Annotated in this window: 12 protein-coding genes; 6 read left to right on the top strand and 6 right to left on the bottom strand. The window is 45.4% G+C overall.

Annotated elements, in window-relative coordinates; translation table 11 throughout:
• Positions 1-7: 7 nt before the first annotated feature.
• On the top strand, positions 8-1150 hold the full coding sequence (locus MMB75_RS14410; RefSeq protein ID WP_039276484.1) for a glycerate kinase family protein: 1143 nt from the start codon (positions 8-10) through the stop codon (positions 1148-1150).
• A 174-nt stretch (positions 1151-1324) separates the two neighbouring features.
• Here MMB75_RS14410 and MMB75_RS14405 read toward each other — a convergent pair whose 3' ends face one another.
• Together MMB75_RS14405 and MMB75_RS14400 are read right to left on the bottom strand one after the other, a co-directional pair.
• A complete protein-coding gene (locus MMB75_RS14405) occupies positions 1325-2320 on the bottom strand; it encodes a CdaR family transcriptional regulator (RefSeq protein ID WP_019689033.1) in 996 nt (331 codons plus the stop codon).
• Between the two features lie 277 nt (positions 2321-2597).
• Positions 2598-3716 carry an RDD family protein gene (locus MMB75_RS14400; protein ID WP_338150173.1) on the bottom strand — a complete coding sequence of 373 codons (1119 nt, stop codon included), beginning with the start codon at positions 3714-3716 and terminating at the stop codon, positions 2598-2600.
• 247 nt (positions 3717-3963) lie between these two features.
• Here MMB75_RS14400 and MMB75_RS14395 point away from each other — a divergent pair, with 247 nt between their 5' ends.
• On the top strand, positions 3964-4521 hold the full coding sequence (locus MMB75_RS14395) for a GNAT family N-acetyltransferase (protein WP_277376004.1): 558 nt from the start codon (positions 3964-3966) through the stop codon (positions 4519-4521).
• On the opposite strand, the gene MMB75_RS14390 is transcribed toward MMB75_RS14395, so the two are convergent.
• Positions 4502-5386: a GNAT family N-acetyltransferase gene (locus MMB75_RS14390; RefSeq protein ID WP_277508226.1), complete on the bottom strand. Its 885-nt coding sequence runs from the start codon at positions 5384-5386 to the stop codon at positions 4502-4504. The genes MMB75_RS14395 and MMB75_RS14390 overlap by 20 nt on opposite strands.
• Before the next feature lie 162 nt (positions 5387-5548).
• Between MMB75_RS14390 and MMB75_RS14385 the strand changes: the two genes are divergently transcribed.
• Positions 5549-7501: a BglG family transcription antiterminator gene (locus tag MMB75_RS14385; RefSeq protein WP_045244766.1), complete on the top strand. Its 1953-nt coding sequence runs from the start codon at positions 5549-5551 to the stop codon at positions 7499-7501.
• Positions 7502-7670: 169 nt separating this feature from the next.
• A complete protein-coding gene (locus MMB75_RS14380) occupies positions 7671-9668 on the top strand; it encodes a PTS fructose transporter subunit IIABC (protein WP_277508221.1) in 1998 nt (665 codons plus the stop codon).
• Between the two features lie 139 nt (positions 9669-9807).
• On the opposite strand, the gene MMB75_RS14375 is transcribed toward MMB75_RS14380, so the two are convergent.
• Together MMB75_RS14375 and MMB75_RS14370 are read right to left on the bottom strand one after the other, a co-directional pair.
• Positions 9808-10149, bottom strand: a complete 342-nt coding sequence (locus tag MMB75_RS14375; RefSeq protein ID WP_013373818.1) for a DUF3243 domain-containing protein — start codon at positions 10147-10149, stop codon at positions 9808-9810.
• A gap of 116 nt (positions 10150-10265) precedes the next feature.
• On the bottom strand, positions 10266-11180 hold the full coding sequence (locus MMB75_RS14370; RefSeq protein WP_045244764.1) for a phosphatidate cytidylyltransferase: 915 nt from the start codon (positions 11178-11180) through the stop codon (positions 10266-10268).
• 97 nt (positions 11181-11277) lie between these two features.
• Here MMB75_RS14370 and MMB75_RS14365 point away from each other — a divergent pair, with 97 nt between their 5' ends.
• Complete coding sequence (locus MMB75_RS14365) at positions 11278-11820, top strand: hypothetical protein (protein WP_016822532.1); 543 nt, start codon at positions 11278-11280, stop codon at positions 11818-11820.
• A 14-nt stretch (positions 11821-11834) separates the two neighbouring features.
• Here MMB75_RS14365 and MMB75_RS14360 read toward each other — a convergent pair whose 3' ends face one another.
• Positions 11835-12728 carry a diacylglycerol/lipid kinase family protein gene (locus tag MMB75_RS14360; RefSeq protein ID WP_123797834.1) on the bottom strand — a complete coding sequence of 298 codons (894 nt, stop codon included), beginning with the start codon at positions 12726-12728 and terminating at the stop codon, positions 11835-11837.
• 148 nt (positions 12729-12876) lie between these two features.
• Between MMB75_RS14360 and MMB75_RS14355 the strand changes: the two genes are divergently transcribed.
• Positions 12877-13743, top strand: coding sequence for an SDR family oxidoreductase (locus tag MMB75_RS14355; RefSeq protein ID WP_090889139.1), 867 nt, complete (start codon positions 12877-12879; stop codon positions 13741-13743).
• Positions 13744-13841: the final 98 nt, after the last annotated feature.

The following is a 13841-nucleotide window of genomic DNA, read 5'->3' as shown; positions in this document are numbered from 1 at the left end:
TGACAAAATGAGAGAGAAAACATTTGTACTGGCACCGGATTCTTTTAAAGAAAGCATGACGGCAAAGGAAGTGTGCATCGCAATGGAGAAAGGATTGCGCAAGGTCTATCCGACAGCCCATTATGTCCACGTTCCGATGGCAGACGGTGGTGAAGGAACAGTGCAGTCACTGGTGGATGCGACAGGCGGGCAGCTTCGTTACATGGAGGTGACAGGACCGCTTGGAGAACCTGTAAAAGCGGCATATGGCTTGCTGGGAGACGGCACCACTGCGGCAATCGAAATGGCATCGGCCAGTGGAATCCATCTGGTTAATAAGGACAATAAAAACCCGTTAAAGACAACAACCTATGGTACGGGTGAGTTAATACGTGAGTGTCTGAACCAGGGAATTCGAAAAATTATCATCGGCATTGGCGGAAGTGCGACGAATGATGGCGGTACAGGTATGGCGGAAGCGCTGGGGGCTAGATTTCTGGATGCGGCAGGCAATACTCTTCCACGCGGCGGCGGCAGTTTGGGCGAGCTGGACAGTATTGATATTTCATCACTGGATGACCGCTTGCAGCAGGTGCAATTGATTGTAGCCTGTGATGTGACAAATCCGTTATGTGGGGAGCATGGGGCATCTCGTGTATTCGGCCCACAAAAAGGAGCAACCCCGGAAATGGTGCAGCAACTGGATGCTAATCTTGCCCATTATGCGGATGTGGTGAAGCAGCAGCTGGGCAAGGATGTGCGCGATCTTCCAGGCGCGGGTGCAGCAGGCGGATTGGGCGCCGGTTTATTGATTTTTACTCAGGCGGCGCTGCAAAAGGGCATTGAAATCGTGATTGAATACACCGATTTAAAACAGAAGCTCGCCACGGCTGATATCGTATTGACGGGAGAAGGCGGCATTGATTTTCAGACCAAATTCGGTAAAACTCCGTATGGAGTAGCTCAGGCAGCCAAACAATCAGGCAAAAAGGTCATTGCGGTTGCAGGTTATATCGGGGAAGGGATCGACACGCTATACAAGGAAGGAATAGATGCGGTGTTTGGCATCGTGCCGGGAGCCTCGGAGCTGGGTAAGCTGCTGGCCGAAGGGCCGCAAAACGTAGAGCGCACATGCGAGAATATCGCAAGAGTGCTTCAAATCAGTGAGTAATGAACAGATGATAAGCGAGGAACATAAAACGGCATAATATAATTACAATGGAATACGAGCGCTCGCCTGTAATCCCGGTTTTCATTAGCCAATGGAGATTGGCAGAAAAATTCGGGAGTGACGGCGAGCGAAAATAGGATATAATCGCAGCATGATCTGGCGTGATACAGCAGTTCATTGATGCAGCGCCAATAAGCCGTGCGTAAGTTCAATAAGCTGAAGGAGATTCCGGGGATCTTTGCCAGTTAAGGTATGGATGCGCTTCAAGCGGTATTGCAGTGTATTTCGGTGAATGTTTAATTCATCTGCGGTAAAGGAGACACTGCCATTATGATTAATAAAGCTCCGCAGCGTATCCAGCAAATCCACGGTATCTTCCAGCTTGCTGACCAGGTGGATTGTGTTAGTCAGGTTGGTTTGGCTTAATTTGACCAAGAATTCGACTTCTGCAAAAGAGACAATCTGCACAGGTGGACGCAGAGCTAGTACAACATTCATAGCGGACTTGGCTTGCATATAAACATCCGCAATGCTGTGCTCTTGTCTGCTGATGGCAATCAGCACATCAGGATGGCTGCGTACAAGTGGTTCCAGTAGCTTGGTCGTTGGTTCCTGATTTTGCATCAGGATGAGATAACTGTCTTCCTCCATACGAAAGGATGGATGCTGCATGAATATATTGGATAATTCGGCGAAATGAGCAGGATCGGAAGGAAGATGCTTTACATATACGGCCGAAGTTTTGAGAAGCAAATCAATGTGATATTGAGCAGCTTCTTTTTTTATTTTTTGGGTATAGGCTCCCTGATGATTTAACAGCATTTCCAGTACAGATTTTTTGCGGTTGGCCTCATGGGCCAAGTGCTCCAAGGAAATACGCTGTTCAATCAGGAGAGACACCGTAGTTTTAACAATATTGCAAAAAGGACGAACTTCGTCAGGATTGCCTGAAATACCAATGACACCAACTAGCTCATGATGAATGACAATCGGTTCATTGGTTCCTTTTTTCTCGTAATGTCCGTCCTGCCACACTTCAATCATTTTCCCGGTTTCGAGCGCCTGAACAGCCCCTTGGTGAATGGTTCCGATTCGTTCACTCTCGCCGCTGCCAATGATGATGCCTCGTTCATTCATAATATTGATATTGTATGGAATATCCTTCATCATTTTGTCTACGATGTCTTGGGCTTGTCTTTCGGAGAGCGGAAACAGATCAGGATTCCTCCTTTATCTAGTGATGTAAGGTGTTTTACTGCATCACATTAATTGAAAGGGCTTTCAAATTGTTGTGCATCTGAACAATATAATAAAACAGGGCGCCGAACATGTCAGCCTATTTTATCATAGATATCAAGAGTAGTTGTATGCGAAAAAACAGGGCTCCAAGGAGCACCTGTCTTTTGCGTCTTATTCTTTCATTATTCGTCCTGGTCCGTCACGCTGTCTAAGGTCGAACCTCACGAAAGCTATAGGTAATATCATGAATTTCTTTCTTTAAACGGCTATATTTTGATGCAGGCGTATACCCGATGATCTGATAGAAATTATTTTCAGTCTCAATAATAGCTACATGGGTGAGATAATGGTTTATATCCTTCTGTCCTTTAATCGTGAACTGAGTGGCAGGATATCCTTGAATCGTAGTGTTGGATGAAGGTCCTACTGTAGAGAGGTTAAACTCTTTGGTCATGTTGTTTTGAATTTTCTTTGTGTAGTACTGGCGCGTTACATTACCCAATTTCTCCTTCGAATTGGATCGTACGATAACAGACTTTTCAATGTAGGGATTGAATATCGCAATATCTGCTTTTCCTTCCCGGTCCGGGTCTGTCGACCAGTCTAATGGGGCAGAAATCTGAAAATGTCCATCTCTACTTACAAAGCTCTGCTCCTGCTTGCTTACCGGAGCTTCACTGGACTTGTAACTGTTTGCCAGTACAAAAATAGCATTTACAAACGAGGCTCCCAAGATCACCATTGCGGTAATAAATATGAAGAGCGACCGTCTCATTGTCTTTTTGCTAATCGGCTCCAAGTCCCGCACCTTTACCACATATGTACCTGCAGCTAAATCACCAATTCGTTGTCTAGAGGCAGTTACTAACACGCTGATACCAGCAGGTAGTGAACCCATTAGCAATGGATTGGTGTCTATTAACCTGAGCAGCGTACGAATGAGTGATTTAAGAAAACCAGGAGGTCTTCCTTCTCCGGTAACCACCTTAATACGAAAAACGAATTTGCCAAGCGTATAGCCTGTGTAACCTTCCAAGAGCAAATAATAGCAGAAGAAAGCTATAATCAGAATGCAACGGGAAGCAATCGCTAAGGGCAACAACCATCTGTCTGTTATCTGAATGACTGAGATAAAGAAACAAATATACCCGATTATAAAAAATATAAAATCAAAAAGGGTTGCTCCCCAACGTCTAAACAAAATAGACGAACCGTAGGTTTTTGATATTTCGGCCATTCTGTTTGTTTCCCCATAGTTTTGCCCATGCCGAATGTACTTCTCTCTTACTGCTACTTGTGAATTCTGTGGTATGTGCTGGTCTTCCAAATCGTACACCTCATTTTAATAATCCATAATTTAAAAACACACTCCTTATATAACGGTCTTTTTATCATCCATGATTAGGAAAACATTCTATAAACAAAGAACTAATTATAAATATCCCTTTAGAGGTATTCTTTCATTTACTTTATAATTGGAAGAAGCAAGTAATGATCATCGAATATTGAACTTAGCGGCGTAGGTATGCAAGGAAAAGCTTGCGAAAGTGAACAACGGAGAAGGCGGTGAGAATATGAAACGTGAGTTTCCGGTTATAACAACCGAACGTCTTGTATTACGAAAAATGGTAGCGACGGACAGCAAGGATATGTTGGAATACTTTTCAGATGAGCAGGTGATGAAGTTTTACGGGCTGAGCCCATTTGAGTCTGAACAGGAGGCACTGGATGAGATCCGTTGGTATGATCGGATTTTTGAGACAGATCAGGGAATCCGCTGGGCTCTTCAAACGAAGGAAGGTAAAATCATCGGTTCTTGCGGATTTCATAACTGGGATCAACGTCATCACCGAGCAGAAATGGGTTATGAATTGTCCAGAGCCTATTGGGGCAAAGGGTTAATGTCAGAGGTACTTGCAGCTGTAATCAACTATGGGTTTCATACCCTACCGTTGAACCGCATTCAGGCGCTAGTAGAGCCGGAGAATACACAATCCTTGCGTTTGCTTGAAAAAGCAGGCTTTCGGCAGGAAGGAATCCTGTCCCAGTATGAATTTACATCCGGGAAATATGATGATCTTTGCATGTGCGCACTCGTTAAATCAGAATATATCAATCGTTCTCAGAAATGAGAGAAGTAGTTGGATCAAGGGGTATACACATTTCATATTGCTCAATAGGGTCCTTCGAGAAGCCTGTTTTTTGGATAAAGCCTTCAAGAGAGTGATTGTCGGACAGGCAGATATATACCTTCTCGACCTTTTGGGTTTCTGCCGCTTTATGAAGTAGGGTACGTCCAAGGCCTTGGTTTCGATGTTTGGGATCGACCCAAAGAAAGTTGATTTTACCTTGAGCACTCATAGCAATCATACCGACTCGGGTTTGATTCACCGCATAGATGCCGAGAAAAACTTCCTGTGTGCTGTTAGCGTAATAAGGTGTGTCACTTTGCCAATGGATGTGACAGTCGGTAAGAGTTGTACGAAAATCTGCGACATCATCAAATGTTAGTTTCTTAAACATGTACGGTGATGAGGGAGCGGGAGAGATTGATGGGACAGTACCGTTGTAGTATTTTAGCGTATAGCATACCTCATAGCCGTGCTTTTTATAGAACTGGACAGCCCGATCATTATCCGTAATGACTTCGAGCCATAGCTGCTGACAGTTCTCGGAGATGGCCGTTTGTTTATGCAATTCGAGCAACCTGTTGCTAATACCCTGGCCACGGTAAGCTGGACCGATGCATAGCGTGCCGCAACGCATGGTCTTATACCCGTCAAACTGCCGGATACCGCCTAGAATCAAGCCAATTGGCTGATCTTCATCCATGGCAAGGAAAGAGTGGCTCCGTGAATTACCCTCTGGACCGAAAAAACGTGCCGCGAAATCGTCTTGTTCCATGGTCAGGCGAATGGAATAGTCTGAGAATCCGAGCGAAAATGCCTGGAAAATGTGCTCCATGCTGACTTCACTGCATCTCAAATAGGTGATCACTGTTCTTCCTCCTGAAAATCCAGTATATTGGGATTGTCTTATTATACACTCCGTATGTTGCTGTAGGGTTACAATGAGTATATCGATAAGCTAATATAAGGCTAACAAAATATAACCCGGTATGCCTGGACATTCTTTATTGTTGGAAGATAGGAGATTGGAATGAACAAAAGGCAAGTAGAAATTTTCCGCAAGTTGTTAACTGAATCGAACCGACTGTGGTTAGTGCAGGATCTGGCCGATCAAACGGATTGCTCAGAAAAGACGATTCGAAACGATCTAAAAGTAATTGAAGAATATCTAGTCAAGCACTCCAATGCCAATCTGGTGAGAAGACCGGGACGTGGCATTTATTTGGAGATCAGTGAAGCGGAGCAGGCTGATTTATTTCACCGGCTGTATGCAGGCGATAGTACAGCCCAGCATGAATCGGATGAGGAGAGGGTGCTGCATCTCGCCTATCGGCTCTTGATGGATGCCAAGCCTGTAACGATACAAGATCTGGCCTCTCAGTATTATGTGAACAAGACGGTGATCCGTAGAGATATGGAAAAGATTGATGACTGGCTGCACAGCTTTGATCTTGCCTTGATTACCAAGCAGCGCGTAGGCTTGACCATTCAAGGCACTGAGAAAAACAAGCGGATCGCTTTGGCGCGGATGAATCAGCTGATTGATAGTCCTGAGTTGACGGGACAGATGATGCGCAAGCAGTTTGAGCCACACGAGATTGCCACCATCCATCATGAATTAAAAGTATTTCAAAAGCATCATGAACTCAGCTTTACGGATGAAGCCTTTGAGGGTCTCATGCTCCATATTCTCTTAATGGTCAAACGAACCAAGCTGGGACAGCCCATTTCTCTCTCCGAACAAGACATTGCCTTTTTGCAGGAGAAGGTTGAGTTTACATGGGCTACTGCGTTTTTACGGCAGCTGCAAAAGCTGTTTTCCGTACCTTTTTCCAAGGAAGAAACGGCCTATCTAACCCTGCATTTGCTGGGCGGAAAGTTTCGTTATCAGCAGGAGGATAGCAAGGGGAAACACAGCGATCTGGCAGACAGCCATCCGCTTTTGCCTAAACTGATTGAGCAGTTAGTCCGGCGGATGTCGGAGCTGAATATGATTGACTTTTCCAAGGATAAGATGTTGCTGAAAGGGTTGAAAGTCCATTTATATACGACCCTGAATCGGCTTCAATATGGGTTGACGGTGTCTAATCCTATGCTGACTGAGATCAAGAAGATGTACCCTTACATGTTCGACCGGGTTATTATTACGCTGGAAGAGGTAGGGAATTTGGTTCGGTTATCGTTCCCCGAGGAGGAAGCGGCGTATTTAACGCTACATTTTCAGGCTTCTGTGGAGCGACTTCACCAGAAAGAAAGTCATCCTCAGAGGGCCATTATCGTGTGTCACATGGGCATTGGTATGTCCCAGCTATTGCGCACAAAGGTGGAACGTAAGTTTCCGGCTGTACATGTGGAGACAACTCTTTCGAAGGCAGAAGTCCAGGACTATCTGGCAACCCGGGAGTTGGATCTGATCATTACAACCGTGGATCTTCCAGAGCTTAGTGTTCCGCATATTCTCGTCTCTCCATTGCTAGATGCCAAGGATGAGCGTCAACTGGAGCAAGTGATCAGACGAATGGATGAGCCGGAACCTAGAGTCGCAGATGAATCTGTATTTTTTAAGTACACAACCCCTTTTTTAGTCTTTCCCCAGCAAGAAGTGCAGCGTCCCGAACAATTGATTTCCAAGCTGGCGCAAATACTGGAGGACAAAGGATATGTGGAAACAGGTTATGTGGACAGCGTATTGGCGCGAGAGAAAATGTCGGCTACGACGATCGGGGGAGGCATAGCCATCCCGCATGGCGGCTCAGAGTGGATAAGGCAGTCCGCCATTGTAGTCGCTACTTTAAAGAAGCCACTTACTTGGGGAACCGAGAAAGTGGAGCTTGTGTTCTTGCTTGCGGTAAAACAGGATGGGCGGGAAGAAATGCGGCAGTTATTTAAGGAGTTGTCCCTAATCAGTGAGCAGCCAGCTCTAGTTCATGCTTTATCCAAGGAGACCGATGCGATGAGACTATTAGGGAAGCTAAAGGGATAAACTAAATTAAAAGCCATGCTTTGGAGCAGGACTTATAGATAAGTCCTGTTTTTTTGTCCGTATTATTCTATTTTTCCGAAAGTTCCGGTAAAAAGTTCGCCCGATAACAGCAAAAAAGGCGGTTATACTATCAATGTAAGCGGAAACACCAGAGAGAAGGGGAATGACTATGAAGATATTAGCGATTACCTCATGTCCTAACGGAATTGCACATACGTATATGGCAGCTGAGAATTTGCAAAAGGCAGCAGCCAAGCTGGGTATCGAGATGAAGGTCGAGACACAAGGCTCCATTGGAGTAGAAAATCAACTAACTGAGCAGGAGATCCGTGAAGCGGATGGCATTATTATTGCAGCGGATAAGACGGTGGTCAAAGACCGCTTCGTCGGCAAGAAACTGCTGGTCGTTGGAGTACAGGATGGGATTCGCCGTCCGGAAGAATTGATCCAGCGGGTGATGAAGGGGAATGTGCCTGTGTACCAGGCAGAGTCACGTACCTCCGAAGCTAGCTCACAGGAGAATAAACCGAAGCAAAATCCTATCTACCGCCACTTGATGAATGGTGTATCTTATATGGTACCCTTTATCGTCATTGGAGGATTGCTCATTGCCATTGCGTTGACGATTGGCGGTGAGAAGACACCAGGCGGTCTAGTTATACCGGACGGTTCATTTTGGAAGACGGTTCAGGATATCGGTTCGGCTTCATTTACCTTTATGATACCCATCCTCGCTGGGTTCATCGCGATGAGTATTGCAGATAGACCGGGGCTTGCACCGGGTATGGTTGGCGGATTCATTGCTGCGAACGGCAGTTTTTATGGAAGTGAGGCGGGAGCCGGATTTATCGGCGGAATTATCGCTGGTTTCCTGGCAGGTTATGTTGCACTGGGTATTCGGAAAATGAAGGTTGGGCGAGCGTTACAGCCGATCATGCCTATTATTATTATCCCTGTGTTGTCATCTTTAATTGTAGGATTAATCTTTGTCTTTATCATCGGTTCTCCAGTCGCACAATTGTTTGAAGCTTTAACGGGTTGGCTTGCAGGTATGCAAGGTACAAGTTCAATTTTATTGGCACTGATTTTAGGTGCGATGATCTCCTTTGATATGGGTGGTCCAGTCAATAAAGTCGCATTTTTATTTGGCTCGGCCATGATTGGTGAAGGGAATTACGAAATTATGGGACCGATCGCCGTTGCGATTTGTATTCCACCGATTGGAATGGGACTTGCAGCAATGATCAACAAGCGTAAATTTGCACCAGCAGAACGCGAGGCTGGAAAGGCGACATTCACGATGGGACTATTCGGTATTACTGAAGGAGCGATTCCCTTCGCTGCACAAGATCCATTGCGTGTTATTCCTAGTATCATGGCAGGGTCTATGGTCGGTTCAGTCATTGCGATGTTGGGAAATGTAGGGGATAAAGTAGCTCATGGTGGACCGATCGTAGCCGTCCTTGGTGCAGTGGACAATGTATTGATGTTCTTCATTGCCGTTATTGTCGGCGCAGCTGTGTCGGTCATCCTGGTGAGTCTGCTGAAAAGAGATATTGCAACTGCAAATCCAGCTGTTGCTGGAGAAGAGACATCTGGAGATTCTGCCGCAGTAACGGAACAATCTATGATGACTACGACTGCCGCCGAGTCATCAGCTGTAGCAACTGCAAATAACGATCCAGCCGTATCTTCGCAAGCCATTCACATGGAGAAGTTGACAGATATTGTAACGATGGATCTGATTGATCTGGATCTGGAAGGAACGACACAGGATGCCGTGATTGATGAAATGATCGGAACACTTGAGAGAAATGGAGCCGTAAGTTCTGCCAGTGGTTTTAAACAGGCCATATTGGACCGAGAGAAGGAAAGCTCCACAGGCATTGGAATGAATATTGCCATCCCTCACGGTAAATCGGAAGCTGTACTGAAGCCAAGCGTGGTCTTTGGATTGAAGCGGAGCGGAGTGGACTGGAAAAGCTTGGACGGCAGTGAAGCGAAACTAATCTTCATGATTGCTGTTCCGCGTAATAGCAAGGACAATGCACATCTGAAGGTGCTGCAAATGCTGTCTCGTAAGCTGATGGACGATCATTTCAGAGAAGCACTTCAGGCGGTTACTACCAAGGAAGATGCATATGAATTGTTGTCCCAGGTACATTAATTCCATACGCTAAGCAGAACATATTGTAATCCCTAACGGAACGCGCTGCAACGATAGTAAACGCAAAAGCAGTCTATCCTCATTTAAGGATAGACTGCTCTTTTATAGTAAAATATTATTCTTCATCAATTAAATATTTCTACGAGGATTGAGCCACGCGTACGAGCATATGAGCAAGCGCGTGCTGCTGCTCTTTGTCCCCTACCTTCCACAATTCCTGAAGAAGCTTCTCCTCGCTATTGCGCGGTTCTTCCTTGGCTGCCAGATAGCCTGCGATCTTCTCAGCTGCTTTTGCCATCACTTCTTCATTCAAGCCGATTTTTTGAGCCATTTCAATTTTGTCGCTCAAATAACTTTTGAATGAATCAAAGCTGCCCAAAATGTCATCCTTTTTGCTGTCGTCTATCCGATTTAACGCGTCATCTACTTTGTTCAGTGCCACTTCGCCTTCCTTATTTACAACATGATTGTGCTCTGCCATTTCTAACGCCTCCTCAAGATTGTTTTCTAGGATAAGGACTGCTTGCGGTACAGTAGTACTTACCCCGGCTCACTAAAATGAAAACGGTGAGAAGCGGAGTGCAGGGGAGACAATTGCTACATAAAGTCGAAAAAATAACGAATTACGTGAAAAAAGACGGGCGAGGTGTAGGTCAAGCTATCCACCCGGCTTAAGTAGCTTTTTTTCAAAGCATCGAACTTATCATCATCACCGATTAATAAATCTCGCTTCAGCACGGAAACCGTTAAGCTCCCGAAGAAACCGCTCAAGCTAATCAACATGCCGAAAATAATCCCAAATTTCAGATCAAACGGCGTCAGGTACGGATAGATTAGATAGGAAGCCGCTATGGTTACGGGAAAAGCGAATGCAAAGCCTTCCCAAGTGATATTGGGATTGGATGTCGGGACGATTTTCCGCTTGCCGAAATAGAGCGATGCCAGATAATGTGCGACATCATTGAGTTGTGTCAGTACCACTAGAAAAAGTACAAGTTTCGCTCCGTATTGCGGCGTAGCAAACTGAAAATATGCCAGGTGACTCAGTCCAAAAACCATCAGCATGAGTCCCCATTGAGTCGAGCTGACACTGCGCAAGAAACCAACGGTTCCTTTATTGATCAATCGAGGGAGCGGCAGCAGCAAGAACACATAGATAGGGATAAAGACAATAAACATTCCATACCACCCGATATAAATCCAATAAAACTGTACAGGAATCGCCAAGTATGCCCATAAAAATAACCTGCGGTCAGCTTTTCTAGATCTAATCATGGAGAAGTATTCTTTTAACGCAAAGAAAGTAAGCACCATCAAGGAAAGCAGTGAAACGATCGGATTGAAAAGTGTTGCCAGGCAAAAGATAAAGAACATGCCCCACCAGGTCTTGATGCGAAGCCCAATAGCTGCATAGTCTTTGTTTGGCTGTGTTTTGGCTACCACTATATAAATCAGATGGATGATTAATAAGGCTATACAAATGAGGGTTAACGTGAATAACGAACTGTCCATTGCGACTCACCAACTTATAGCAAAATAGGATTCCATGAAGGGGGTCCTATGTTATTATGAAGGAATAATTCAAACTTGATAAGGGGAAATTTCGTAAATGGTAGCTGATCAGTCCGTTTTTATCTTGCTTACGAATACGGGAACGTTTCTTACGAGAGTTATTAAAAGCTATACAAGAGCGCCATACAATCACGCCTCCATTTCCTTCGACCGAGAACTTTCGGAGTTATACAGCTTCGGGAGAAAGACCCCCAGTAACCCTCTGGATGGTGGTTTCGTGAAAGAGGATATTAAGACAGGTACATACAGCAGATTTCCGAATACAACATGTGTTATCTACGAGCTTCAAGTAACCAATCGCGAAGTCGAAAAAATGAAGAGAGTTCTACACGTTTTTATCCGAAGCCGACAAAAATATATGTATAACTTACTGGGCTTGATTGGCGTTGCACTCAAAGAACCCGTCGAGTTCAGTAATTCTTATTTTTGTTCGCAATTCGTCGCGGAAATTTTACAGCGATCCGGCATAAAAATATGGAACAAGTTGCCTGCCCTTATCACACCAGACGATTTTCGGCAAAGTGACCGATTCCATTTGATCTACGAAGGAAAATTGAGCGAGTATGAGCCTCAAGCCTGAGGATAAGCACCGTATTACTCAGACTCCTCAGGCACAATCACCTCGATATGACGCGGTAGAATACGAACCTCAATAGGCAAAGACGGTCCTTCCTCACCATCTACATTCGTACTGACCGATTCTGCGGAGCTGACACTTACATGCTTTGCGGTAAAGTAAACGACGTCTTTATGATCCTTCAAGTTGCCTAAAAATAAGGATATACTGGCTGTCACCGTATTCAATATATTGAGGTTTTTGAAAATAAAGCAGTGAAGCAGGCCATCATCAACAGCTGCCCCGGGCACCAGTTTCTCAAATCCGCCAACTGAGTTGGTTAAAGCAGCAAGAAAGAGTGGGGATTCGCCTTCCCAAGTCTTGTCATCATAGCGAACGATAAGCGGATGGGCAGGATGGTTGATCAGTTCTTTCATACCTTCTTTAATGTAGGCAAATGTGCCAAACATGGATTTATCGTCTGACGACACAGCGGATAGCGATTCGGCAAGCGAGCCAGTGGCAACAACATTTGCAAACATTCGACCGTTTAAGAGGCCCATATCTACGGCTTTCACGCGAGCAGAAGTGAGTGTACGGATCGCCAGTTCGGGATTTAGCGGAATTTGTAAGGCACGGGCAAAATCATTGACCGTCCCAAGAGGGATGACCCCCAGTTTTGGACGATGGTCTTGATCCATGAAACCATTAATGGTTTCGTGGAGCGTGCCATCTCCACCGAGGGAAACGACTAGATCATAAGTTTCCTGACAAGCAGTGACGCAAAAACGGGTGGCATCAAGTTCTCGTGCCGTCTCTTCGACTGTAACAGCGTATCCTTGCTCACGTAGAATTTCTTCTACGTTTCTGACATGTTGGAGGGACTCCTCTTTGCCGGAAGAGGGATTTACAATGACCATAGCTTTCTTCATATACATATTCCTCTCTTTGTGGAAGGTCTGGGTTACCAGGGTTACCAACCCTTACCCGTAAAGCATACCTTTAGACTCTAAATTAGACATGTATCATATTTTTAGTTACTATATAAAAGTAAATAAAAATATGAATGGAGGATTTCGTATGAAAATCGCATTAACAGGAGCAACGGGGCAGCTGGGGGCCATTGTGGTAGATACATTGCTTGCATCCGTTCCGGCACAAGATCTTATTGTTAGCGTAAGAAATCCGGAAAAAGCCGAGGGGTTACGTAATCGTGGCGTTGACGTTCGTCATGGCGATTTTGATAAGCCGGAAACGCTGGATCAGGCATTTGCTGGTGTAGACCGACTGTTGATTATATCCGCAGACGGAGATAATGATACTAGAATTCGTCAGCATAAAGCGGCTGTTGATGCTGCTGTGCGTGCGGGAGTGGGCTTCATCGCGTATACCAGTGCTGCCAATGCCGCTGACAGCACTCTATTCCTTGCACCTGTACATCGTATTACGGAGGAGTTCATACGTGAGTCGGGTATTCCTTATTCCTTCTTGCGTAATAATTGGTATCTTGAGAATGAAGCAGGCACGATCCAATCCGTACTCGCGGGAGCTCCATGGCTAACCTCGGCAGGGTCCGGTAAAGTAGGTTGGGCAACCCGTGCTGATTACGCGGAAGCGGCTGCAGCCGTGTTGTCTGGCGAAGGGCATGAGAATACCATATACGAGCTCTCCGGTAAGCCGATTACCCAAGAAGAGTTGGCAGCCATACTTGCCGAGGTCCTAGGTAAAGACGTTCCTGTACAGCAAGTGGACGATGCTGCGTATGCCGAGATTATGCTCGGTGCGGGAGTACCGGAAGGTGCCATCCCTATTGTGGTAGGCATTCAACAGGCGATTCGCGAAGGAGCCTTGGATGTCGCAAGCAACGATTTAGAGAAGCTGTTGAAGCGTCCCCTTACACCGCTTAACCAAGGGATTAGTGAACTAGTCAAGCAAATTCAAGCATAATAACCGTACTGTCAAAAACGGATGCTACCTAGGAAGGTTAGCATCTGTTTAGTTACATTCATAAGTGGAACCGCGACTGATTATCCAATATACTTGTA

The organism is Paenibacillus sp. P2(2022) (assembly GCF_029522175.1).
GTDB classification, from domain to species: domain Bacteria; phylum Bacillota; class Bacilli; order Paenibacillales; family Paenibacillaceae; genus Paenibacillus; species Paenibacillus polymyxa.
The sequence above is the reverse complement of the archived record's forward strand: the minus strand, read 5'-3'. Positions and strand labels throughout refer to the sequence as shown.

What these genes read in the sequence shown, in the direction of transcription:
- MMB75_RS14410 (WP_039276484.1), top strand. Translation starts at nt 8, where the DNA reads ATGAGAGAGAAAACATTTGTACTGGCACCGGATTCTTTTAAAGAAAGC.
- MMB75_RS14405 (WP_019689033.1), bottom strand. Translation starts at nt 2,320, where the DNA reads ATGATGAAGGATATTCCATACAATATCAATATTATGAATGAACGAGGC.
- MMB75_RS14395 (WP_277376004.1), top strand. Translation starts at nt 3,964, where the DNA reads ATGAAACGTGAGTTTCCGGTTATAACAACCGAACGTCTTGTATTACGA.
- MMB75_RS14385 (WP_045244766.1), top strand. Translation starts at nt 5,549, where the DNA reads ATGAACAAAAGGCAAGTAGAAATTTTCCGCAAGTTGTTAACTGAATCG.
- MMB75_RS14380 (WP_277508221.1), top strand. Translation starts at nt 7,671, where the DNA reads ATGAAGATATTAGCGATTACCTCATGTCCTAACGGAATTGCACATACG.
- MMB75_RS14375 (WP_013373818.1), bottom strand. Translation starts at nt 10,149, where the DNA reads ATGGCAGAGCACAATCATGTTGTAAATAAGGAAGGCGAAGTGGCACTG.
- MMB75_RS14370 (WP_045244764.1), bottom strand. Translation starts at nt 11,180, where the DNA reads ATGGACAGTTCGTTATTCACGTTAACCCTCATTTGTATAGCCTTATTA.
- MMB75_RS14365 (WP_016822532.1), top strand. Translation starts at nt 11,278, where the DNA reads ATGGTAGCTGATCAGTCCGTTTTTATCTTGCTTACGAATACGGGAACG.
- MMB75_RS14360 (WP_123797834.1), bottom strand. Translation starts at nt 12,728, where the DNA reads ATGAAGAAAGCTATGGTCATTGTAAATCCCTCTTCCGGCAAAGAGGAG.
- MMB75_RS14355 (WP_090889139.1), top strand. Translation starts at nt 12,877, where the DNA reads ATGAAAATCGCATTAACAGGAGCAACGGGGCAGCTGGGGGCCATTGTG.